At 68.6% G+C, this 23,131-nt stretch carries 17 protein-coding genes and 2 pseudogenes; 13 read left to right on the top strand and 6 right to left on the bottom strand.

Annotated elements, in window-relative coordinates; all coding sequences use genetic code 11:
- Positions 1-116: 116 nt before the first annotated feature.
- Positions 117-2,477 carry a SpoIIE family protein phosphatase gene (locus tag C3488_RS28555; RefSeq protein WP_103843797.1) on the bottom strand — a complete coding sequence of 787 codons (2,361 nt, stop codon included), beginning with the start codon at positions 2,475-2,477 and terminating at the stop codon, positions 117-119.
- A 634-nt stretch (positions 2,478-3,111) separates the two neighbouring features.
- Positions 3,112-3,432, bottom strand: a complete 321-nt coding sequence (locus C3488_RS28545; RefSeq protein WP_103843795.1) for a helix-turn-helix domain-containing protein — start codon at positions 3,430-3,432, stop codon at positions 3,112-3,114.
- 64 nt (positions 3,433-3,496) lie between these two features.
- Between C3488_RS28545 and C3488_RS28540 the strand changes: the two genes are divergently transcribed.
- The 3 genes from C3488_RS28540 (at position 3,497) to C3488_RS28530 (ending at position 6,445) form a co-directional block, all read left to right on the top strand.
- Positions 3,497-4,396, top strand: coding sequence for an LLM class flavin-dependent oxidoreductase (locus tag C3488_RS28540; protein ID WP_103843794.1), 900 nt, complete (start codon positions 3,497-3,499; stop codon positions 4,394-4,396).
- Entirely contained in the window at positions 4,393-5,703 is a 1,311-nt protein-coding gene (locus C3488_RS28535) for an FAD-binding oxidoreductase (RefSeq protein ID WP_103843793.1), read from the top strand. Before C3488_RS28540 ends, C3488_RS28535 begins: the two co-directional genes overlap by 4 nt.
- Positions 5,704-5,794: 91 nt before the next feature.
- On the top strand, positions 5,795-6,445 hold the full coding sequence (locus C3488_RS28530) for an FMN-dependent NADH-azoreductase (RefSeq protein ID WP_103843792.1): 651 nt from the start codon (positions 5,795-5,797) through the stop codon (positions 6,443-6,445).
- 348 nt (positions 6,446-6,793) lie between these two features.
- Here C3488_RS28530 and C3488_RS40775 read toward each other — a convergent pair whose 3' ends face one another.
- Positions 6,794-6,934: a hypothetical protein gene (locus tag C3488_RS40775; protein WP_181139228.1), complete on the bottom strand. Its 141-nt coding sequence runs from the start codon at positions 6,932-6,934 to the stop codon at positions 6,794-6,796.
- Between the two features lie 258 nt (positions 6,935-7,192).
- On the opposite strand from C3488_RS40775, the gene C3488_RS28525 reads away from it, so the two are divergent.
- The 6 genes from C3488_RS28525 (at position 7,193) to C3488_RS28505 (ending at position 14,085) form a co-directional block, all read left to right on the top strand.
- Positions 7,193-7,714: a (2Fe-2S)-binding protein gene (locus C3488_RS28525; RefSeq protein ID WP_103843791.1), complete on the top strand. Its 522-nt coding sequence runs from the start codon at positions 7,193-7,195 to the stop codon at positions 7,712-7,714.
- A complete protein-coding gene (locus tag C3488_RS28520; protein ID WP_103843801.1) occupies positions 7,714-8,703 on the top strand; it encodes a xanthine dehydrogenase family protein subunit M in 990 nt (329 codons plus the stop codon). Before C3488_RS28525 ends, C3488_RS28520 begins: the two co-directional genes overlap by 1 nt.
- Positions 8,700-10,910, top strand: a complete 2,211-nt coding sequence (locus C3488_RS28515) for a xanthine dehydrogenase family protein molybdopterin-binding subunit (RefSeq protein WP_103843790.1) — start codon at positions 8,700-8,702, stop codon at positions 10,908-10,910. The genes C3488_RS28520 and C3488_RS28515 overlap by 4 nt, the downstream gene beginning before the upstream one ends.
- A 56-nt stretch (positions 10,911-10,966) precedes the next feature.
- Positions 10,967-12,166, top strand: coding sequence for an XdhC/CoxI family protein (locus C3488_RS28510; RefSeq protein ID WP_103843789.1), 1,200 nt, complete (start codon positions 10,967-10,969; stop codon positions 12,164-12,166).
- 15 nt (positions 12,167-12,181) lie between these two features.
- Positions 12,182-12,325 (top strand): hypothetical protein, encoded by a 144-nt coding sequence (locus C3488_RS40770; RefSeq protein ID WP_181139227.1) that lies wholly within the window; start codon positions 12,182-12,184, stop codon positions 12,323-12,325.
- 302 nt (positions 12,326-12,627) lie between these two features.
- Positions 12,628-14,085, top strand: a complete 1,458-nt coding sequence (locus C3488_RS28505; RefSeq protein ID WP_103843800.1) for an aldehyde dehydrogenase family protein — start codon at positions 12,628-12,630, stop codon at positions 14,083-14,085.
- Positions 14,086-14,114: 29 nt separating this feature from the next.
- On the opposite strand, the pseudogene C3488_RS41885 reads toward C3488_RS28505, so the two are convergent.
- A pseudogene (locus tag C3488_RS41885) lies at positions 14,115-14,476 on the bottom strand (GNAT family N-acetyltransferase); the annotation flags it as partial.
- Positions 14,477-14,517: 41 nt separating this feature from the next.
- On the opposite strand from C3488_RS41885, the pseudogene C3488_RS28495 reads away from it, so the two are divergent.
- Positions 14,518-14,777 (top strand): annotated as a pseudogene (locus C3488_RS28495) (catalase); the annotation flags it as partial.
- A gap of 207 nt (positions 14,778-14,984) precedes the next feature.
- Here the strand turns inward: C3488_RS28495 and C3488_RS28490 are convergent.
- A complete protein-coding gene (locus C3488_RS28490; protein WP_103843788.1) occupies positions 14,985-17,798 on the bottom strand; it encodes a LuxR family transcriptional regulator in 2,814 nt (937 codons plus the stop codon).
- A gap of 247 nt (positions 17,799-18,045) precedes the next feature.
- On the bottom strand, positions 18,046-19,104 hold the full coding sequence (locus C3488_RS28485) for an alpha/beta hydrolase (protein ID WP_103843787.1): 1,059 nt from the start codon (positions 19,102-19,104) through the stop codon (positions 18,046-18,048).
- Between the two features lie 670 nt (positions 19,105-19,774).
- Between C3488_RS28485 and C3488_RS28480 the strand changes: the two genes are divergently transcribed.
- Genes C3488_RS28480 through C3488_RS28470 form a run of 3 tightly spaced genes read left to right on the top strand, consistent with a single transcriptional unit; the run spans position 19,775 to position 22,902 of the window.
- On the top strand, positions 19,775-21,040 hold the full coding sequence (locus C3488_RS28480) for an MFS transporter (RefSeq protein WP_103843786.1): 1,266 nt from the start codon (positions 19,775-19,777) through the stop codon (positions 21,038-21,040).
- Positions 21,041-21,089: 49 nt separating this feature from the next.
- Positions 21,090-21,938, top strand: coding sequence for an oxidoreductase (locus tag C3488_RS28475; protein ID WP_103843785.1), 849 nt, complete (start codon positions 21,090-21,092; stop codon positions 21,936-21,938).
- A 43-nt stretch (positions 21,939-21,981) separates the two neighbouring features.
- Positions 21,982-22,902 carry a helix-turn-helix domain-containing protein gene (locus C3488_RS28470; protein WP_258053720.1) on the top strand — a complete coding sequence of 307 codons (921 nt, stop codon included), beginning with the start codon at positions 21,982-21,984 and terminating at the stop codon, positions 22,900-22,902.
- The last annotated feature ends 229 nt before the right edge of the window (positions 22,903-23,131 follow it).

Here is a 23,131-nt window from a genome sequence, read left to right as displayed (position 1 = left end):
AAACGGTGGTTTCCATCGCCCGGTCTGTGGGATACAGGTCAGAGAGCGCGTTGAGGGTCGCTTTCAAGCGGTCACGGGAATGTCGCCGCGTGACTATCGCACGGACGCTGACCTGCTCACTCCAAGCCATCAGGAATGCTCTGCTCGACCCAGACGGTCTTGCCGTCCTCGGTGTAGCGGGTGCCCCACCGTTCGGAGCACCGGGCGACGAGGAGAAGCCCCCGGCCGCCCTCGTCGGTGGTGCGAGCGTGCCGCAGCCGTGGGGAGGTGCTGCTGCCGTCGGAGACCTCGCAGGTCAGTACGTGGCTGCGGATGAGTCGAAGCCGCACGGGAGGCTTCGCGTAGCGGATGGCATTGGTGACGAGCTCACTGGCTATCAGCTCGGTGGTGAACGCCGCTTCGTCCATCTCCCAGGTGGTGAGCTGCCGCGTGACGAGCGAGCGGGCCTTGGAGACCACCGACGGATCGCTCGGCAGGTCCCATGTCACGACCCGCTCCGGACCCAGCGTGTGGGTGCGGGCGACCTGAATGGCAGCGTCTTCCCGGGGCGGGTTCGGGATCAGCGCTTGGGTCACCGCGCTGCATGCCTGGCGCACGGAGCCGGAGAAGCCGGCCAGGAGGTCGGCCAAGCGTTCCCGGACCCGGTGTTCGGGCTGTTCCTGGATGAGGCCTGGCGAGTACAGGATGAGCATCGACTCCTCGGGAAGGTCGATGTCGACCTTCTCGAACGGCTCGCCGGTGCAGGAGAGGGCGGCGCCGGCCGGGGGCTCGAGGATCACCGTCGTGCCGTCAGGGTGCACGATCACGGGCGCGGGGTGACCCGCACTGGAGATGGAACAGCGCTGTGACACGGGGTCGTAGATCAGGTAGAGGCATGTCGCGCCGGCCTCGTCTCCGTCGGCGGACTTTCGGGCCGCCTGCATCGGCCATGGTGGGCCGACCCCGTGCGTGGGCCCGTTGTGCCCGATGCTTCCGTTGAGCCGGCGTACCAGGTCGTCGAGCCGGGCGAGCAGTTCATCCGGTTCCAGGTCCAGGTCCGACAGTGTGTGCACCGCCGCGCGCAGCCGCCCTGCGGCCGCGGCGGTCTGCACACCGTGACCGGACACACGGCCGGCGACAAGGGCCACCCGGGCCCCGGAGAGCGGCACAGCGTCGACCCAGTCGCCGCCGGAGCCCGCGTGCACGTAGTCGTGCGCCACATCCACGGCGTGGTCAGGGGGGAGGCCGCTCGGACGCAGGGCGTGCCGCAGTGCGGTCAAGGAATGGCGCTCACGCAGGTATCGGCGAGAGTTGTCCAGGCAGGCTGCGGTGCGCAGGGCGAGTTCTCCGGCCAGGGTCAGATCGTCACGTTCGAAAGCCCTGCGCTCCCCCCAGCGACAGAATGTTGCGAGCCCGAGAGCTCTGTTCTGGGCGACCAGCGGTACGAGCAGCAGCGAATGGACCTTGTTCCTGGGTGCCCGCAGGCTGTGCAACGCCCGCTGCCCGAGGGAACTGAGCGGATCGACCATGAGCGGCTCGAGGTCGGCGAGGGCCTCGGCAGCAGCCACCGGGGGCAGGGCGCCGTCCTCGTCGCAGGCCGTCCAGGGCTCCGTGTCGTCCCGCGAGCGGCATGCCGCCCGACGCAGTACGGTGTCGCGTTGCACGGGACCGGGTTCGAGGTCCTCTCCCGCGAGTACTGGCTCCAACACCTCCACGGCCATGCTGTCGGCCAGGCCCGGCACGGATACCTCTGCCAGGCCCCGGACGGTGTCGAGGACATCGAGTGTGGATCCGATCCGTGTGCCGGCCTGCGCGAGCACCTTCAGCCGATGCTGCGCCAGGTGGCGGTCGGTGACGTCGACTGTGGCGTCGGCGATGCCCAGGAGCCGACCATGAGCGTCCTGCAGGCGGAATACGTTGGCCGAATAGACGTGATCATGGTTGGGATCGCCTGGCGGGCGCATGTGCTTCTCTACGCCGATCACCGGCTGCCCCGTGGCGAGCACCTGTTCCATGACGCGCTCTACAGTTTCCGCGGGGAAACCCGGCCACACTTCTGTAGGCCGTTTGCCGACGGCTTCTTCGACGGGGGAGCCCTGCATGCCTTCGGCTGCGGGGTTGAACCGGATGAGCCGCAGGCTGGGATCGAGGAGGAACAGACCTACGGGAGAGACAGTGAAGAGTGTCTCCAGGAGGGCGTGGTCGAGTGCCGCCGTCGGGCTTCCCTCCTCGGCAGGGGCGAGTGTCACCGCCCAACGCATCCCCGCCTCATCCTTGAGCTCAGGACGGATGGTCAGCCGGCACGCCAGGAAGGCGCCGTCCTGGCGCCGCAGTGGAACGGCGAAGTCATCGGTGGCGACGAGTGACTGCGCGGTCGGATCGACACCGGCCAGCAGGTCCAATGCCGGGCGCCCCAGCATTGCAGGGGCCGGGTAGCCCAGCAGCCCTTCGGCCTCCGGGCTCCACCCGACCACCGCGCCCCGCTGGTCAATGACCATATGGGCATGGTTCTCCGCCGGGACTCCCTCGTGGGGGTCGCTGCGGTCGGTGGCATGAGGTGCACCCATAGTCATCAGCTCTCACTTGCCTCAGAACTCGGTACGGACTCAGTGTCCTCCGAGGTCCTCCGAGACGCGCGCGCACGAGGTTTGGAGCCACCTGCTGGTCGTGGCCTCGTTGAGCTGCTCAACCAGGGTGGAAGGGCGCGGTTCCGCACCCTTGTCGGAGTGCTCAGGAATCGTCGAGCAGGCGCTCCAGCAACACGTTACGGCTCCCACAGCGCCAAGGCGCAACAATTGGCCGGTCAGCCCGTCCCGCGACGCGTCGGCGTTCTGGCGCAGCCCAGCTGTCGGGAGCGTGCCGAGGGTCAGGACCCGGCCGATCCCTGCGATGCCGCGCAGTTCAGCCAGCGCGTAGCCGCCGACCGCGGTTACGCCCAAGACAAGCGCCGCAGACAGGTCCGGGCCGCCGGCATCATCCCCGTCATCGCTCCGCGGCGGTACCGAACACGGCTCAGGACTCGGCATCCACCGATGGGTCGCCGAGCAGAGAAGCGCACTACTGCACTGGTTCCGCCGCTTGCGTATCGCCGAGAGATCCGCGACGACACTCGCGAAGCCTTCGGCAGCCTGCCTAGGTGCTGGAGCGTCGCATGCTCCACTGCGCGAGGGGCAGCAAGGCGTCCACCAGTGCCCGGCCATCCGGAGCCAGCTGGTAGCGGATCTGTACCGGCGTACTGGGGATGACCGTGCGCTCGATGAGGCCTGCGGCCTCGAGTTCCTTCAGGCGCTGGGAGAGTAGCCGGTCGGAGATGCCGTCGATCATCGCCCGGTACTCGCCGAAGCGCCGGGCTCCTTGGTCGGCAGCCTGCAGGACCGAACCCGTCCAGCGGCGTCCGACCAGTTCCAGGGTGTCCTCGAAGCGTGGGCAGTTCTCGTCACGAATAGGATCCACTTACAAAAGATTAGTACCTTACCCTCCGTTTTGCCGGTGGGGTGGTTCGCCGCACCTTGGACGCATGACCGACTACCGACGCCCACTCTCCTTCGGAGTGAGTCTTGATCCTTCCGCCGGGGCCTGGACGCAGACACAGCACCTCGCGCGCACGGCGGAGGACTCGGGCCTTGACTACCTCGCCGTCCAGGACCATCCCTACCAGCCCGGCCACCTCGACGCCTGGACCCTGATCACGCATCTGTCCGCGGCCACCGACCGCATCTCCTTCTTCACCGATGTCGCCGACCTGCAGCTGCGTGCGCCGGTGATGCTCGCCAAGGCCGCCGCGTCGCTGAGCGTGCTCACCGATGGCCGGATCCAGCTGGGCGTCGGAGGCGGCGGGATCCCCGATGCCATCGCCTCGATGGGCGGCCCGGCACGACGCGGCCAGGACATGGTGGCGTTCGTCGAAGAGTCCCTGGGGCTCCTGCGTACGGCCATGGCCGGAGGCATCGTGCAACTGCACAGCGCGTACCACGCTGTCGACGGTTACCGCGCCGGTCCCGTGCCCCCGAAGCCCGTCGAGCTCTGGCTCGGTGCCCAGAAACCACGGATGCTCGCCGTCACCGGCCGGTTGGCCGATGGGTGGATCTCTCCGCTGAACATCTACGTCCCGCCGCCCGAGGTGCCCTCGCGCCAGCGGATCATCGACGAGGCGGCCTCCGGCGCGGGACGCGACCCGAGGGCGCTGCGGCGCGTCTACAACGTGATCGGCGTGATCGGCGCCCACGGCGAGGGGCCCGGACTCGTCGGCGATGTGCGGCGGTGGGTGGACACCCTCACCGAGTGGGCCATCGAACTTGGATTCGACACCTTCGTCTTCTGGCCCGCCAGTGATCCCGAGCGGCAGCTCGCGCTCTTCGCCGACGAGGTCGTGCCCGCGGTGCGCGAGCGCGTAGACGCCGTCCGGAGCGGGCGATGAACCGTCTCCTTGGCACCCTGCCCGCCGAGCTGGTCGGCAAGGTGGTCACGCCTGACGACCGCCGCTACCGGCTGCTGCGCTCCACCTACACCACCGTCGGCCGGCCGGCCGCCGTTGTTCTGCCCGAGTCTGCGGACGACGTCGCGGCGGCGCTGCGGCTCGCGCGGACGACGGGCCTTCGGGTGGCCGTCCGCAGCGGCGGACACGGCCTGTCCGGCAGCGGCACCAACGACGGCGGGCTCGTCATCGACCTGAGCGCGCTGCACCGGGTCGACGTCCTCGACCGCGGCTCCCGTCTGGTCCGTGTCGAGGCGGGCGCCCGCTGGGCCCAGGTCGCCCAGGCGCTCGCTCCGCACGGGCTCGCCATCAGCTCGGGCGATCACGGCAACGTCGGCGTCGGCGGCATCGCCACCGGGGGAGGTGTCGGCTGGCTGGTACGGCAGTACGGGCTGACTATCGACCGCATCCGTGCCGTCGAGGCCGTCCTGCCTGACGGAACGGCGATCCGCGCCGACGCGGAGACCGAGCCCGACCTACTGTGGGTGATGCGCGGGGCCGGCGCGGGTGCCGGGATCGCGCTGGCCTTCGAGATCGAGGCCATGGCGCTTCGCGACGTCGGCTACGCCCAGTTGGTCGTGGCGGTGGACCCGGCCGGGGAGACGCTGCGGCGCTGGGCCGACGTCATGGCGCGGGCGCCGCGCGAGCTGTCGACGGCGGTGATGCTGTCCTCGCAGGGCGCTACCACTGCCGCGTTCATCACCGCCGTCGTGGCCTCGGAGAGTACGTCCGTCATCCGCGATGCCGTCGAACCGCTGCTCCGCGTGGGAGATGTGAGGACCCAACAGGCCCAAGTCATCCCCTACACGGAGCTGGTCCCGCCGCTCCACCTGCACGCCAACACCGGACAGATGCCCTCCAGCACGACCAACGGACTGCTCACCCGCATGACCCCGGACACCGCCCGTGCCCTGGTAGAGGCATCGGCCGGCCCCGACCCGGTCCTGGTCCAGCTGCGTTCGCTCGGCGGCGCGACCCACGACCCGGCCGCGTCGGCCACGGCGTTCCCACACCGCCACCAGAACACCCTCGTCATCGCCTCCGCGTTCCCGCCGGACGACCGCGCCACGCTGGCCGTCGCCTGGGCGCGCATCGCCCCGCACACCGACGGTGCGTACGTGAACTTCGAAAGCGCCCCGGACGAGACGACGTTCACCCGTGCCTATCCGGGACCGGTGGGCACCCGCGTCACCGACCTGTGGAAGCGCTACGACCCCACCGGCGTCCTGCGCCCTCGGCCGCCGGCCTGACCGCCCGCCCCATCGGCCTCACCGGCCACGAGCCCCGCGGCAGCCGTCGCGCGCACTCGCCCTTCCACGTCACCCTTACTGGAGCTACTTCATGGCCACGTTGCTGCACATCGAATCCTCCGTATTCCCGAGCGGCGCCTCCGCCTCCCGGGCCGTCACGGAGACATTCCGCAAGACCTGGGAGGAGCAGCACCCGGAGGGCACGGTGATCTACCGCGACCTCTCCGTCGACCCCGTCCCGCACATCACCGCCGACGCCCACACCGCGGGCTTCACCGACCCACTTGGCCGCACGCCCGAGCAGGCCGCCGCCTTCGCCGAACGCGTGCGGCTCATTGAAGGGCTGGAGCAGGCGGACGCGGTGCTGATCGGCGCCCCGATGTACAACTACGCGATCCCGTCGACCCTCAAGGCATGGCTGGACAACGTGATCCTCTTCGGCCGCACCTCGGGAGAAGCCCCCTCCGCCAAGGGCACCCCGGCCGTCGTCGTCGCCAGTCGCGGCGGCTCCTACGCGCCCGGCACGCCGAAGGAGCCCTACGAATACGTCCAGAATTACCTGACGGCGACCCTCGCCGGCATGCTCGCCCTCGACCTCGACTTCATCGTCCCGGAGCTGACCATGGCTCCACACAACCCGACCATGGCTGAACTGATCCCGCTCTTTGAGGCCTCCCGCGATCGCGCCCTTGAGGACGCGGCCACCAAAGCCAAGGTCCTCGCCGAGGGCCTCGCCGCATGAGAACTGCGGTTCACGGGGGCGTTCCACAAGGCGGGAACGCGAGGAAGCAAACTTCGCCGCTCTCACGGGCCAGGTCAGTGACGTGACGAGCATCCCGAAGTCCGTGAGCTGACCCGGCAAGTGCCATCAGCAGATGACTTGCTGGCCCCCTGGATTCCCACTGGAGATGGGTGGTCGGCGTCGTCTTTGTGGTCATGGCCGCCAGCCACGCGCCGTCTCCGCTGTACGAGCAGCAGTGGCACTTCGGTACGACCACTCGGCGGTCGTCTACGTCTGCTGCGCCCTCGGCGCGGCGCGGCAGGTGGCCATGAGCTGGCCGTGGTAGTTCGGTGATCCCTCTCGGCGCAGTCAGACCCAGGGCACGTTGGCGAAGCGGGACGGGTTGACGGGCTTACCCGCGTCCTCGGCCTTACCCGCGTCCTCGGCGAGGGGATGGCCCGGCGGCAGGGCGACCACGAATTGGTCATGGCCCCAGGGCCGCATGCGCAAGCCCAGGTCGTGGAGTGCTGAGCCACTCCACGACCTGGGACGACGCCGACGCCTGTTCGATGTGCTGGCGTGTTGAGCATGAGAATCCGAAACGGGCCTCACACGCATAGGTGCACGGCCGCCATTTCTCGCTGACGGTATAATTGGAGAACACGGAGTGCCACTTTTACTGAGACGAGGCATCTGGCTGCAGGGTTGGAATCAGAGGATTTCCCCTGCCTGGCAAGTAAACCTCTGGAAAATCAGAATTGAGGCGCCATGAAGCATGTGAAAACCCGGGCACGGTCGGCCGGACAGGCGCCGCCGGAAGTGCCTCAGGTCGACGTCACCCTGAATGTGAATGGCACCCTTCACCGGCTCCGGTTCGATGCGCGGGTGACGCTGCTCGACGCGCTGCGTGACCACCTGGGCCTCACCGGAGCGAAGAAGGGGTGTGATCAGGGTGCGTGCGGGGCCTGCACGGTCATGGTCGACGGCAGGCGGGTGGTGTCGTGTCTCGCGCTGGCGGCCCAGTACGAGGGGCGTGAGATCACCACGGTAGAAGCCCTCTCCGTCGACGGCGAGTTGCACCCGATGCAGGCGGCCTTCGCCCGGCATGACGCGTTCCAGTGCGGTTACTGCACGCCGGGGCAGATCATGTCCGCGGTCTGTCTCATCGCCGAGGGACGCGCGAACTCCGAGGAGGACATCCGCGAGTTCATGAGCGGCAACATCTGCCGCTGCGGCGCCTATCCGAACATTCGCGCGGCGATTCGCGAAGTGACGGCGGAAGGTTCATGATGCACCCCTTCGAGTACGCCCGGGCCACCGACGCCGACCAGGCCGTGGCCGTGGTGACCGCTGATCCGCACGCCTCGTTCCTCGCCGGTGGCACCACCCAGCTGGATCTCATGAAGGACGGGGTCCTGAACCCGGACCGGCTCGTCGACATCACGCGCCTGCCCCTCGGCGGTATCAGGCACACCGACTCGGCGATCCGGGTCGGCGCGCTGACGACGATGGAGGAACTGGCCGCCGATCCCGTCGTCAGTGAGCGCCTGCCCTTCGTACGGGAAGCCCTTCTGCTCGGCGCCTCGACACAGCTGCGCAACATGGCCACCATCGGCGGAAACCTGCTGCAGCGGGCCCGGTGCCGCTATTTCAGGGACCCGACCGTCGCGGCCTGCAACAAGCGGAACCCGGGCTCTGGGTGCGCCGCCATCACCGGGATTCAGCGGATGCATGCCATCCTCGGCACCAGCGACCACTGCATCGCCCTGCACGCCTCGGACGTCGCGGTACCGCTGACGGCGCTCGACGCGATCGTCCATGTCCTGGGCGCGGACGGGTCACGGTCGGTTCCCCTCACCCGGTTCTACCTGCCGCCGGGCGACACGCCCCACATCGAGAACGTGCTGCGGCACGGTGAACTGATCACCTCGGTGGAGATCCCGCTGCTTCCCGAGGGGGCGCGGTCTCACTACCTCAAGATCCGTGACCGTGTCTCCTACGAGTTCGCTCTGACCTCGGCCGGGGTCGCTCTCGTGATCGAGGACGGCGTCATCCAGGAGGCACGCGTGGCGCTGGGTGGGGTGGGCACGATCCCCTGGCGGGCCTGGGACGCGGAAGACGTCCTGCGCGGCGCCCACGCGGGTGCCGACTCCTTCCGCAGTGCGGCCGAGGCGGCCCTCCAGGGAGCCAGGACCCTGCCCGGCACCGCCTTCAAGGTGGAGCTGGCCAAGCGGACGCTCGTACGCACGTTGGAGACCGTCGCAGGAGCGCTGTCATGACGACTCTCGAGGCCGGCAAGATCGTCGGTGCGGGCATCGACCGCGTGGACGCCCCGCTGAAGGTGACCGGAGCGGCTCAGTACCCCAACGACTTCTCCTTCCCCGGTATGGCGCACGCCGCCTTGGTGGGCAGCACCATCGCTGCCGGACGTATCCGCAGCATCGATGTGACCGATGCCCTGGCGGCGCAGGGTGTGCTGACCGTCATCACGCATCTGAACGCGCCGAAGCTGGAACGCGGCCCGATGACCCTGCTGGGCGGATCGCCTCCGGCTCCGCTGCAGGACGACCGCGTCCTGCACTACGGCCAGCACATCGCGGTCGTGGTGGCCGAGAGCGCGGAGCAGGCCCGGCACGCCGCACGGCTGGTACGCGTCGAGTACGAGGCGACCGAGGCCGTGCTCGACATCGACGACCCGCGTGCCGAGATCGTCGAGAACCCCTGGGGGCTGGACACCGAGCGCGGTGACGTCGCGGCCGGATTCGCCCAGGCGGACGTCGTCGTCGAGGGCACCTACACCACCCCCGACAACACGAACAACCCGCTCGGCCTCATGTCCACCGTCGCGTACTGGAACGGCCAGTCGCTGACCGTGCACGACTCCACGCAGTGGCCCCACAACATACGGACCTCGCTCGCCGCGGTCTTCAAGATCCCCGAGAGCGGCATCAGAGTCCTGGCCCCGTTCGTCGGGGGCGGCTTCGGCGCCGGCCTCAGGATGTGGCCGCATGTGATCCTCACCGTCCTGGCGGCCCGCGAGGTCAACCGTCCGGTCAAGCTGGTCCTGACCCGGCCGGAGATGTTCACCTCCGTGGGGCACCGGCCCAACAGCGTCCAGCAGATCAAGATCGGTGCCACCCGGGACGGGGACCTCGTCGCCATCGAACATCACGGCATCTCGTCCGTCGCGATGGAGGACGACGACTACGAACCGGTCTCCTTCGGATCGGCCGTCTCCTACGCCTGCCCCAACGTACTGACCCGCGACCGGCAGGCACGCCTCAACATCCCTTGCCCGGGCTCCATGCGGGCGCCGGCCGAGGGACAGGGCAACTTCGCTCTCGAGTCCGCGATCGACGAAGTCGCCCACGCCCTGGGCATGGACCCACTCGAGTTCCGCCTGAACAACTATGCGGAAAAGCACCCGATCCTCGGTCTTCCCTGGTCGAGCAAGGCACTGCGGGAGTGCTACCTCGAAGGCGCCGACCGGTTCGGCTGGTCGCGGCGTACCCCGCAGCCGGGCTCCATGCGGGACGGCCGCCGGCTCGTCGGCTACGGCCTGGCCGGGGTCTCCTACCCCTTCTACCAGGCACCGTGCCAGGCACGAGCTTCCGTGCGCCGCGACGGTTCGGCGTATGTGCGCAGCGCCGCCACCGACATCGGAACCGGCACCTACACGGTCATGACCCAACTCGCGGCCGAGCTCCTGGGCCTGGATGTCCACCGGGTGCGATTCGGCCTCGGGGACTCCGACATGCCCTACTCGCCCCAGGCCGGCGGATCGGGTCTGACCGGGGCCCTGGGCAACGCCGTCCACGCAGCCTGCCGGCGCCTGGTGCAGGAGTTCCTCGACGTGGTGCGCGACGAGGCCGGTTCCCCCCTGCGCGGCGCCGCCGTCGATGACGTGACCGTCACGGGCGGGCGCATCCACCGCACCGGGGACCCGACGCAGGGGGAGTCCTACGTCGACATCCTGGCCCGTCACGGCCTGGAGGAACTCAGCGCCGACGGCAGAAGCACGCCGCCCGGCAGCGAGGAGCTGGGGATGGCCGCCGCAGGTGCCTTCGGTGCGAAGTTCGTCGAAGTCCGCATCGATCCCGAACTGGGCCTGCTGCGGGTGGCACGGGTGGTCTCCGTCATCGACGGCGGGCGCATCCTCAACGAGAAGACCGCCGCCAGTCAGATCATCGGCGGGACCGTGGGTGGCATCAGCCAGGCGATGTTCGAGGAGACGGCCACCGACGCGGTCACGGGACGCATTGCCAACGCCACGTTCGGCGACTATCTGATGCCGGTGAACGCCGACATCCCCGACATGGAGGTGCTGTTCGTCGGCGGTCCCGACCGGGCAACCGCGGTCGGAACCAAGGGAGTCGGCGAGATCGGTCTGGTCGGTCTGGCAGCCGCCATCGGCAACGCCGTCTTCCACGCCACCGGACGCCGCCTCCGCTCCCTGCCCATCACCATCGACCAGCTCATGCTCTGACACCCGCTCCGCGGCCGATCAGCCGCGGAGTGATCCTCTTCGCCGGGGAGAAACATATGCTGGACATCGCACGGGAGTTGTGGCAGTTGCTTGAGCAGGGCCGTGACTTCGCCGTCGCCACTGTGGTCGCGGTCAGCGGTAGCGCACCGCGTGCGCCTGGCGCCGCCCTTGCCGTGGCGCCGGACGGCACGGCCGTCGGCTCGGTCTCCGGCGGTTGTGTGGAGGGCGCGGTGTACGACCTGTGTCAGCAGGCGCTGAAAGACGGTGAGACCGTCCTGCAGCGGTTCGGGTACAGCGACGAGGACGCCTTCGCCGTCGGCCTCACATGTGGCGGGGTCATCGACATCCTGGTCACGCCGGTCCGTGCCGGTGATCCGGACCGGGACGTCCTCACCGCCGCGTTGTTGGCCGCACACTCACAGGAGACGGTTGCGCTCGCTCGTGTTGTCGACGGGCCGGCCGAACTGCTCGGTCGCGCGCTGGCAGTCCACTCCGACGGGTCGTATGAGGGCACGCTGGGTGACCAGCCGCAACTGGATCGCACTGCAGCGGCCGAGGCTCGGGCGATGCTGGAACTGGGGCGCACCGGGACAGTCGTGATCGGCGAGGAAGGGTCCTGCTGCGGTCGCCCGCTGACGCTGCTGGTCGAGTCCAGTGTCCCGGCCCCACGTTTGATCGTCTTCGGTGCGATCGACTTCGCGGCAGCGCTGGTACGGCTCGGCAGATTCCTCGGCTACCACGTGACCGTCTGCGATGCCCGACCGGTGTTCGCGACCAAAGTGCGTTTCCCGGAAGCGGACGAAGTGGTCGTCGACTGGCCTCACCGCTACCTGGCAGCCACTCGCCTAGACAACCGCACGGTGCTGTGTGTGCTCACGCACGATGCCAAGTTCGACATACCGCTCCTGCAACGAGCGCTGAAGCTGCCGGTTGCCTATGTCGGGGCCATGGGGTCCCGGCGCACCCATGAGGACCGCATGCAGCGCCTGCGCGCAGCAGGGGTGACCGATCACGAGCTGGCCCGGTTGCATTCACCGATCGGCCTCGACCTCGGCGCGCGCACGCCCGAGGAGACGGCCCTGTCGATCGTTGCCGAGATCGTCGCGGCTCGACAGGGCGGCTCGGGCCTCCCACTGGCCAGTACGGGCAGTCCTATTCACCATGACACGGTTTCCGTCTCCGGTTGCCGTGTGCGAGAGCAGCCAATGCCGACTGCCGCTCCTCGTCTTCTCGACGACAGCGCATCCTTCAGATGAGCCATCACCTGCGCAATGCACAGAAGAAACGGCACCCAGGGGCGCAGCGGCATGGGCGACGCACAGCTGCTGGGCACCTTCGAGCTTGTGCCACCTGGTGCGGAACTGGACAACACCGACTGGGACCTATTGGTGGAGCGTCTGCTCGGCGATGCCTGAGCGTCCCTTGGACCAGCGCTGCCCCGCCTCACAGACGAGCACGTCATCACGCTCGCGTGCCTTGCGTGCGGCGGGCCTGTGCGCTCGTCACCGAGGTCGGCAGGCGGCCACGAAGCTCTCCGCAGCTGTGCGGAAGCGGTCTGCGCATGCCTGGTACTGGCTTTCCTAGGGACGGCTGCCCAGGAAAAGATCTCCCTGTATGCCAGGTCTCTCTGTCACGACGATGGATTCCGCAAGGCGCCAATGGCCGCCTTCGCCACATGGCCGTCCATGTGGCGAACCGCGACTCTGACGGAGACAACGTGCGTGACTACACCAAGCTGTACATCGACGGCGCCTGGCGCGAGCCCCTCGACGGCACGGTCGTCGATCTGACCGACCCCGCCACCGGCGAGGTGTCCGGCCGGGTGGCGCTCGGCGGCGAGGCCGATGTCGACCTGGCGGTTGCCGCGGCCGGCCGCGCATTCCCCGCATTCTCGCGGACCACCCGCCAGGAGCGCATCGACCTGCTGGAGCGGGTCGTCGACGAGTACGAGCGGCGCGCCGAGGATATGGCCCAGGCGGTCACCGCCGAGCTGGGCTGTCCGCTGCCGCTGTCCCGTGCCATGCACGTTGCCGCTGGGCTGATCCAGTTCCGGGCCGCTGCCCAGGTGCTCAAGACGTTTGCGTTTATCGAAGACCGTGGCACCACCTACATCCGCAAGGAACCCATTGGCGTGGCGGCTTTGATCACTCCGTGGAACTTCCCCGCTCTTCAGCCGGCCGGCAAGACCGCCTCGGCGCTGGCGGCGGGCTGCACCGTCGTTCTCAAGCCGGCTCAGCTGGCTTCGTACTCGGCTGTCGTCCTGGCCGAGATCCTTGAGGCCGCCGGTGTCCCCGCAGGTGTCTTCAACCTCGTCACCGGCCGCGGCTCGGTGATCGGAAACTCGCTCGCGTCGCACCCCGATGTCGCCTTGGTGTCCTTTACCGGCTCGGGTGAGGCCGCGCTCCAGGTGAACGCCGCGGCCAAGAGCGCCAAGCGCGTGGCCACCGAACTCGGCGGCAAGTCGCCGCAGGTGATCATGCCCGATGCCGACATGGACGTCGCGGCCGGTACAGCGCTCACCTGGCTGACAGCCAACGCCGGCCAGATCTGCAGTGCGCCGAGCCGGACCCTGGTGCCGCGCGAGCGACTGGAGGAGTTCCTGTCGGTGTTGCTCCTGCGGATCGAGTCCATCAGGATCGGCGACCCGCGGGCGGAGGGCACCGACATGGGCCCGCTGATCTCCGGCGAGCAGTGGCGGACCGTCCAGCGCTACATCCAGGCCGGCCTGGACGAAGGAGCCCACCTGGTCACCGGAGGCCTCGGCAAGCCGGATGGCCTGGAGAAGGGGCACTTCGTCAAGCCCACGGTCTTCTCCGGCGTCACCAACGACATGACCATCGCCCAGGAAGAGATCCTCGGGCCGGTGATGTCGATCATCACCTACGACACGGTGGATGAGGCTGTCGAAATGGCCAACGACATCCGCTACGGGCTTGCCGGTTATGTCACCGGCACCGACGTTGCGGACGCCGCGGACGTCGGTTCCCGTCTCGAAGCGGGCTACGTGATCGTCAACAACGCCGAGTTCGACTGGACCGCGCCCTTGGGCGGGTGCAAGGAGTCGGGCAACGGCCGCGAATGGGGTCCCGACGGCATGCAGGAGTACCTGGAGACCAAGGTCGTGCTGGGCCGCTGCCGACCAACGCGGGATCCCATCGGGCAATGGCAGCACTGACACGGCAACGCTGATGTGACGCAGTCCGGGTTGGTCTTGAGGACTCGTCCTGCGAAGGCCGTCTCGACCTGGGAGAGGAGGCGGAACCCGACGGAACGGCAGATGCCATTCGAAGCCGCGTTGTCTGTTGCCGGAAAGGCATGCACCAGGCCCCAACGGTCCTGGTCCCTGGCCCTGGCCTCCACAAGGGTGCGGACGGCGCGTTTACCGAGGCCCTGTCCTTGAAATTCAGGCAGAACCCTACCTCTGGGCTGATCGCATCGGGAACGATCATCTTGAACCAGGCAAGGTCGTCTGCTGCCTGCCGGGCATCCCGACGGACCTTGTCGGCCATCCCCTCACGCGGGAGAGGCCTACCCAGGTCAGCCATCATCACGGGATCGCACCGCATCCGAAGGTAGGCATCGAGGTCTAGGTGACCTGGCTTTCGGTGACCGCGGCATTCCAACGTCGTGCGCGGAGATCCTCGCGGGCAAGGACCCCGACTCCCGCCGGCGTGACCCGCGCGAGGCCATCGCGCGGGGTGAGTTCCCGACCTGGACCGTGCAGGTGCAGATCACGCCTCCGCGGCCGAGGCGGCGACGTTCCGTTTCAACCCTTTCGACCTCACCAAGGTATGGCCGCACGAGCCATCCGCCGAGGAGATGGGCATAGGCGCCGTTGCGCATCAGCTCCCCGGCTCCGGGCGGTCAAGGACCGTGAGGTGCCGGAAGCCGCTGTGGGTCATGGCCTGCGTGACCTCTTCAGTGGGCCTGCTCGCTGTCCGGGTTGTGGCCTAGATCGTGGAGAGACGGCGAAGCTGTAGCACGCGTCGGCCGAACGTCGAGCAGCACGTCGGCAGCCCGTTGGATTACTTCTATCTCCATTTGGCCCCGACGCGGGTTCAGCGGCAGAGGCCGTCAGCCGTCTGGACTGTCGTCGGCAGCGTCAGCAGCGTCGGTGCGCCGGCTCGTGGCCTCGGAGTCGAGTGCGTCGCGCAGCATGGCGCGTGACGTGATGCCCAGCTTCGGATAGGCCTGGTACAGATGCGCACCCACGGTCCGATGAGAGAGGAACAGGCGCTCGGCGATCTGCTTGTTGGTCAGACCAGAGGCCGCGAGCCGGGCTATCTCCAGTTCCTGGGGCGTGAGCGTGTGTGTCTTCGATTCACCTGCACTCCGCCTGCTCCAGCCCGCGGCTCGCAGCTCCTTCTGTGCACGTTCGGCCCACGGCCGTGCTCCCAGGTGCTCGAATGCTGCCAGCGCGGCACGCAGCGGCTTCCGGGACTCGGCCGTCGCCCTGACCCGCCGCAATCGCTCCCCGTGGGCGAGTTGGACGCGTGCGAAGTCGAATCGCCATCGCTCGGCTCCAGGAGTCGCCAACGCTTGCGCGAACAGCCGTAGCGCCTCCTCGTCGTCGGTGGTGCACAGGGCGGCCGACGCGTCCATCAGCATGGCGTGTCGGGAGGACAGGGCGGCCGTGTGTGCCTCCCGCATGGCACGTACGTGCTCGGCCGCATCCTCGGGCCTGTTGATCCGGATGGCGGCCTCCACCAGGTCCATCGCCACCCATAGCGCATGCGGGGCGTGCGACGCGAGGTCCCCGGCGGGGCTGACGGCATTCGCGTGCTCGTAGGCGAGCGAGAAGTCGCCGAGTCCCAGGGCTGCCACCGCAGCCGCGTGGTGCGCATAGTGCGCGGCGCCGTGCGCTCCGCGGGGGACGGCCCAGTTGATTACGCAGTGGGCCGTCGCAAGGCTCTCGTCCGCATGCCCGCGAGCGCCCAGCACGATGGACTTGACGTATTGGAAGTACCAGGCGAAGGCACTGTATCCGTGGTCTTGGCAGATTTGGAGTCCCTCGTCGGCGAGGTCGAGTGCCTCGTCCCACATGCCGGTGAGGTAGTCGTCCAAGCACAGGTGGATCAGAGCGGACAGGTATCGCCTCGCCGCACCGCCGTCGCGTCCGGTGCGCACCACCCGCAGCGCCGCTTCGCGCACTTCGCCGAGCCGGTCGAGGTAGAGGGCCGCCGTGCCGACGCGGTTGATTTGGATGGGGTCGGTCTCCCCGGGAAGGCCCGCGACGAGCAGGTCGAGTTCCCCGGACGCTGCCGCGCCGGTGCGCGCTGGGTCGGAGAACGTCCTACCCAGTGCGGACAGGAAGACCGGAGGCTCCGGCTTCAGCTGTTCCAGCACCCGGTAGTAGGGCTGCCACAGTTCATGCCGAGCACCGAAGAAGCAGATCACCGCCAGCATGTGAAGCGCGTCGATGAGCGCCTTGTCGCGGGCTTCATACCTGTGGGTGTCGGCCGCGGACTCGATGACCCCGACCAGCAGTCGGTGAGCAGTGTCGACATCACCGTCGCCGTTGAGGTCGAGCAGCGCCGCTGCCGTGGCGAAGTGCAGCGAGGGTTCGTCGAGTTCCGGGGAAGCGGACCTGGCGTCGTTCAGGAGCTTGCGGGCACTGTGAAGTGCGCCGGTGGACTCAGTGCCGAGGTAGGCCGCCTCTGCGAGGCGGCGGCTGCGGTTCGGTCCCTGGGGGGTGAGGACTGCAGCCCGGACAAGTGCCCGCATCCCGCCGTTTGCGTCACCACGACGCAGGGTGAGGCGCGCCGCGTGCTCCAGCAGGGCGGCAACCTCCTCGTCGGGTTCCAGGGTCGCCTCACCCAGGTGCCAGGCGCGGCGCTCGGGCTGGTCGACGAGGACCTGGGCGAGCGCCCCGTGTGCTGCGCGTCGTTCGCTGCTGGTCGAGTTGCCCACCACGGCGGAGCGGATCAGCGGGTGGCGAAACCTAAGGCGCCGTGTCCTGTCCTCGATGTGCACCAGTTGGTCACGTTCGGCGGGCGCGAGATCGTCCAGGCTGTATCCGTCGTTCGCCTGTCGTGAGGCCGCCTGCAGCACACCCAGGTCGCCCGTCCCTTCCAGCGCCGCGAGCAGCAGCAGACTCTGGGACGGCATGGGCAGGCCAGTCACGCGGGAGCCGAACAGCGTCTCCAGGCGCCGGCTGAGTGGGAGCACGGCGGGTGGGTCAGCCGGCGTTGGTTGCAGTGCTGTCGGTAGCTCCAGCAGCGCCAGGGGATTGCCGTCCGCCGCAGCCAGAAGGTGTTGGCGCACACTGCGCGCGAGGGCGGGAAACTTCTTACCGATCAACTGAGCCGCTGACTCCGCGTCGAGCGGTGGCAGCTCGTAGGTGGGCAGTGCGCCGCCCTCGTAGAGGCTATGAGCACCGGAGCGGGCTGCGGCGAGCACGCTCACCCCGACGTCGGTCACCCGCCGGGCGACGAAGCCCAGCACGGCGGTACTCGCCCGGTCGACCCAGGGCAGGTCATCGATGGTGATCAGAAGCGGGTCCCCGGCAGCGACCGTCTGGAGGAGCCGCAGTACAGCGTTGGAGACGAGGAGCCGCTCCGGCGGCCGACCGCTGTCGAAGCCGAGCGCCACGCGGAGGGCATCACGGAAAGGCAGGTCAAGGTCGTCCACGGTGTCCAGGAACGGGAAAAGGATCTGATTGAGGCCCGAGTAGCTGCAGTCTGCCTCGAACTCCACGCCGACGGCACGGAGGACCCGGATGCCTTCCGCCTCCGCGGCCCCGGCCAGAGCTTCCAGCACCGCCGTCTTCCCCACCCCAGCGTCGCCGGCCAGCAGCAGCGCCCCGCCGCCCGACCTGATACGCAGCAGATCGCGGATCCGACGGAGGTCACCGTCCCGACCGATCAGCGTGCTCGTCGCACTGCGCATGGCTGAGCCACCACCGATCACAACAACTTTCCTCTGCACTCAAAGGCTTGCCCTGGTCATGGATGCGTCAGAGTCACCGTTGCCTCGGAGGAGTGACTCTCGTGCGGGGCCGCAAAAACCCAGGCGGACGTTGAACAGTATGCACGACATTATGTTGGACATCGTGTCCAAGATAACGGTAGTCGGACAAGTTGGTTGTCGCGAGGGTTGGGTGGCCACATGCCGGCGTGGCGCTGGAGGCAGCGGGTCAGCCGGTCGTGCCGAGTGCCTGCCGCAGGACGAGTACGGCTTGGGTGATCGCCCCGCGTGCCGCAGACGTCGACGACAATTGGGCGAGCACGACGAAATCGTGGATGACGCCCTCGTACCGCGTAGCGGTGACCTCTACTCCTGCCGCACGCAGCTTGGCCGCGTACGCCTCGCCCTCGTCCCGTACGACGTCCGCCTCCGCGGTGATGATGAGCGTCGGCGGCAGTCCGGCGAGCTGTTCCTCGGTAGCTCGCAGCGGGCTCGCAGTGATCTGCGCGCGCTGCGACTCATCGGGCGCGTACTGGTCCCAGAACCAGCGCATCGCTTCCCGCCGTAGGAAGTAGCCGTCAGCGAAGCGGCGGTACGAGCCGGTGTCGAAGTTCGCATCGGTGACCGGATAGAACAGTACCTGCTGGACGACACTGACGTCCCCGCGCTCCTTGGCCAGCAGCGTCAGGGCCGCGCTCAGATTGCCGCCCGCGGAGTCCCCCGCGACGGCCAGCCGTGCCGGGTCGATGCCGTGGTCGGCTCCTCGACGCGCGACCCACCGGGCCACCGCGTAGCACTCCTCCAGGGCGATGGGGTAACGGGCCTCCGGGGAGAGCGTGTACTCGGGGAAGACCGCGACGGCCTGTGCGCCCACCACCAGGTCACGGACCAGCCGGTCATGGGTGAACGCGCTGCCGAAGACCCAGCCCGGGCCGTGGATGTACAGGATGGCGGGCAATGCCCCGACGGCCCCCTTGGGACGGACGATGCGCACCGCGACACTGCCGTTCGGTCCGCCCGAGACCGCGATCCACCGTTCGTCGACTTCGGGCATACCGGCCTGCCCCAAGCGTCCTTCCTGCCCGCCGGACACCACATGCGCGGGAAGCGCCGCCTCGGTGGCTCGTGCCGCTTCCGCTGTTCCCGCCCTCTGCATCGCCTGCATGGCCTTGCGGCCTTCCACCGGGCCCAGCTCCGTGAGGTACGGCGGCTCTGCGGTGGCCTTCACGAACGCGCGGGCGGCCGGTTCGAGCACCGGCTCCGCAGGGTTGGAGGATGGGTCGGACATCGGTTCTCCTTGGCGGCGGTGGCGTCACGCATTGCAGCACGACACCAGGGGCGCCTGCGCCACGCGGCCGTGGAGGCGCGGCCGGGTTCGGAGCAGGCGAAAGATCAATTCCAAGGGAACCCGGGTGTGGCCCGGGGCGCATCAGTCGCATGACTGGGCACTGCGGCCTGTTGATCGGGCATGTGACTGTCGGGTGAGTGACATCACCCGCCGTGCGGTCCAGAGGGCGCCCTGAGCTGCCGACCCGAACCTCATGTGTTGCGGATGACGAGAACTCACCTTACTCGGCGGACAGTTCAAGACCATGGCGCGCAGTTCCACGGCCTCCCGCCTGGGACAGGGACCATGGTCGGCAGGCCATGGAGGCGGACGGGCAGGTGCCGCCTGGTCGTGGTCGACATGTTCGTCTACCGCGACGAAAGCCATGTGGCCGAGTCCTGCGCCGAGGTGCTCACCCCGATGCTGCGCCGGGAGCCCCGGAAGCCGGGATGCTTGGCGGATAGCCCTGGAGCAGCCTGCTCGTCTGCCTGGTACTGGCTTTCCTAGGGACGTCTGCCCAGGAAAAGGCCTCCCTGTATGCCCAGGCACTCGACCATGACGATGGATCCCGCAAGGCGCCTTTCGCAGAGGACAACCACCTCTGCCGCCGGCGCCGGATTCCCGTCGAAAGATGGCAGGACTGATGATCGCCGACAAGCCGGCTGCCCCCGAGTTCCAGGGGCAACGGCGCCCTACCGCCCCGCATCACCGGCAACACCGCCCCTGGCACTTCAAGACCGTGGTCGCGGTCGTCTTCGTGGTCATGGCCGCCAGCAGCGCGCCGTCTCCGCTGTACGGTCTCTACCAGCAGCAATGGCACTTCGGAACGACCACTTCGACGGTCGTCTACGCCTGCTACGCCGTCGGCGCGATCCTGACCCTGCTGGTCGCCGGGGGCCTGAGCGAGCACCTGGGTACTCAGCGGACGATCGTGATGGCGCTGGCCACCGCCGTCGTCAGCTTCCTCGTATTCCTCGTGGCCACCGGGGCCTGGGCACTGTGCCTGGCCCGCCTGATCCAGGGCGTCGCGGTCGGGTTGCTCACCAGCAGCGCGGGCTCTGCACTGGCCGACCTCCACCGGGACCGCAGTCACCAGGCCGCGTCGGCCGCCAACAGCGCGGCGACCTCGACAGGCATCGCGCTGGGCGCGGTGTTCTCCGGCCTCGCCGTTCAGTTCGCTCCCGCGCCGCTGGTCACCCCGTTCGTCGTACTGACCGTCCTGGCCGTCGGTGGACTTGCCCTGGTACGGGCGATCCCCGCCTGGCAGGTCGTGCCCGAACGGCTCAGGCCCTGGCACCCCCGGGTTCTGCGGCTCGGCGCGGAGTCACGGGGGATCCTGCTCCGGGTGGCCCCCATAGTGACGGCCGGCTGGGCGGTCGTCGGCCTGTACCTGGCACTGGGTGTCGACCTGGTCACCGACCTGCTGCACACCACTGACAGGGCGCTGTCCTCGCTCGTCATCCTCGTGGTGCAGGGCTGCGGCGGCATCGCTCCGATGCTGCTGCGCAGGCTCGGGGAACGGGCGGCATCGGTGACGGGGTGCGCGCTGCTCGTAGCCGGGGTCGGGGTGTCCGTGATCGGGTACGACACCGCCCACGCCCTGTTGTTCTTCTCCGGCGCGGCGATCACCGGCGCAGGCTTCGGCCTGACCTTCATGGGGTCGACGAGCACCGTGACGGCGGCGGTGATCGCCGGGGACCACCCCCAGCTCCTACCGGGCTTCTTCGCCCTGGCCTACCTGGCGGTGAGTGTGCCGGTGGTCGTTCTGGGCGCCGCTGCTCCCCGGTTCGGCATCGCGGCCGCCTTCTCGGGGTTCGGACTGCTTGTGGCACTGCTGGCCGTAGCAGCAGGGGCCATCGCTGTCCGCTCGGGCCGGGCTGAGTCCCGGAAGCAATAGCTGCATCCAACCCGGTTTTTCTAGAATCAAACGAATGAGAGGTAGTGGCATGGCCACTTGGTTCATCACTGGTGCATCCCGCGGTTTCGGCCTGGAGATCGCGCGCCAGGCACTGGAGCGGGGCGACAAGGTCGTGGCGACGGCCCGCAGGCCTCAGGACGTACAGGACGCGCTCTCCCAGTACGGGGGCAGTCTGCTCGCTGTCGCCCTGGACGTCACCGACGAGGTGCAGGTCCGTGAGGCTGTCGAGGCAGCCGTGGGGAGGTTCGGGACGATCGACATCCTGGTCAACAACGCGGGACGCGGCGTGCTGGGCGCGGTGGAGGAAACCACCGATGCCGCATTCCGGTCGGTCTACGACACCAACGTCTTCGGACTGGCCAACGTCACCCGCGCCGTACTGCCGGTCATGCGCCGACAGCGGTCGGGCCGCATTCTCAACCTGAGTTCCATCGGGGGCTTCGAGAGCGTGGCGGGCTTCGGCGTCTACTGCTCGACCAAGTTCGCCGTGGAGGGCCTGTCCGAGGCGATGCGCGCCGAACTGGCGCCGCTGGGGATCCAGGTCACGATTGTCGAGCCGGGGTACTTCCGCACCGACTTCCTCGACGCCACGAGCCTGCTCACGGAGGGCCGGATCATCTCCGACTACGCCGAGACCGCGGGCGCGGTGCGTCAGGCCGTCCCCGGACTCAATCACGCCCAGCCCGGTGACCCGGTCAAGGGAGCCACGGCCATCCTCGCTCTGGCGGACGCTGCCGACCCGCCGCTGCGGGCCCAGCTCGGCAGCGACTCCGTGGGGGCCATGGATCGTAAGATCGCCCAGCTTCGCGAGGAGGCCGACACCTGGCGGGATCTCGGCCTGTCCACGGACCATGACGACGCGAAGGTCAGCAACTGACCCGCCGTATGACTCGCATGAGTCACACGAGAAGGAGGCTGCCGTGACAGAACTCGGCGAATACCTGCGCGCATGCCGCGCCCGGGTCAGTGCGGAGCAGGTTGGGCTGCCCACGGCCGGGCAGCGCCGGGTGCCGGGACTGCGGCGTGAGGAACTCGCGTCGCTGGCAGGCGTCAGCGTGGACTACATCGTCAGGCTGGAACAAGGTCGCGTGAAGTCCGCCTCGCCCGCCATCCTCACCGCCCTGGCCCGGGCCCTCGAGCTGCGCCCCGACGAGGAGGAATACCTGCTGCGGTGTGCGGCCGAAGCCGGCATCTCCGGCAACGCGAAGGCGGCCGCGCCGAGAAACCAGCAGGTCTCCCAGGCGACCCAGGTCCTCCTGGACAGCATGGTGAATGTCCCGGCACTCGTGCTCGGACGCCGTATGGACATCCTGGCGTGGAACAAACTGAGCGCCGCGCTGTTCACCGACTATTCCAGGCTGCCGACCAAGCGGCGCAACCACATCTGGCTCACCTTCCTCGATCCCGAGGTCCGGGGGCTGTACGCGAACTGGTCGCAAGTGGCGCAGGAGTGTGTCGCCTACCTCCGCATGGACGCCGGCCGCTACCCGAACGATCCCGAACTCGCCCGCCTCGTCGGGGAACTCTCCTTGAAGGACCCCGACTTCCGCCGATGGTGGTCCGACCACAGGGTGCGAGCCCAGCGGCGTGGCCGCAAGGAGTTCGTCCACGCGATCGCCGGGGAACTGAACCTGGACTTCCAGGTGCTGGATGTGCGGGGCTCCGCGGACCAGAGTCTGCTCGTGTACACGGCGGAACCGCACTCGCCGAGCGCGCAGGCCCTGACCTTCCTGGCGGGCTGGGCTGCCACCGAGCTCCCCGCCCGGCCGACGGAGGCGGCAGGATCCCCCCGGCGGCCCGGGGCAGCACCTTCGGCGGGGGAGTCCAAGGGCGGGGCGTAGCGCATCAGCGGGACGGCCGGGCCCGAAACAGTTGGGAAGCAGGGTGTGCGACACCCTGCTCCCCAACGTTCTTCTGTACTGCCTGCTCAGGGGCGTGGTGTAGCCCGGATCGTGAGGATCAGGACAGGACTGGCTGGAACCCGTTGTTGGAACGCCTGCTCGACGATGCCTGAGCGGTCCCTCGCGATGGTGAGGAAAAGTGCCCCTTTCCGACTTGGTTGAGCGGTTC

This window comes from Streptomyces sp. Ru72, from assembly GCF_002920635.1.
Classification (GTDB): domain Bacteria; phylum Actinomycetota; class Actinomycetes; order Streptomycetales; family Streptomycetaceae; genus Streptomyces.
Note: the sequence above shows the minus strand (reverse complement) of the source record. Positions and strands in the feature narration are given on the sequence as shown.